1 protein-coding gene is annotated in these 430 nt (G+C 72.3%); it reads right to left on the bottom strand.

What is annotated here, in order from left to right; all coding sequences use genetic code 11:
* Positions 1–100: 100 nt before the first annotated feature.
* A partial coding sequence (locus tag AC066S_RS39550; protein WP_478272021.1) for a universal stress protein occupies positions 101–430 on the bottom strand: 330 nt, incomplete at its 5' end.

The raw sequence follows: 430 nt of genomic DNA, 5'->3' as shown, positions 1-430 counted from the left end.
GCTGCGTGCTGCACGGCCCCGCACAGGAGCTGCTGGAAGACCAGCGCATGGCGCAGCTGTATCTGGGCAGCCACTGAGCCACCCGCACGGCGGCGCGGCTTCAGCGCAGCACGAGCACGGGCACCGTGGAGTGCGTGAGCACGTGCTGGGTCTCGCTGCCCAGCAGCAGGCGCTTGACGCCCTTGCGGCCGTGCGAGGCCATCACGATCAGGTCGCAGTCGTGCTTGGCGGCCGCGGCGATGATCGCCTCGGCGACGAGGTCCGACTTGGCCACCACGGGCTTGACCTTCACGCCCTGCGCATCGCCCAGCTGCCGGATGCCGTCCAGCAGTGCCTGGGCGCCGGCGGCCCACTGGCTCTCGATGCGCCGCGCCTCGGCGGCATCCACCGGCGAGCCGCCCTCGAAGTAGCTGCGCGGGTAGCGCGGCAC

This window comes from Bradyrhizobium sp. CFUWI, assembly GCF_056429085.1.
Note: the sequence above shows the minus strand (reverse complement) of the source record. Positions and strands in the feature narration are given on the sequence as shown.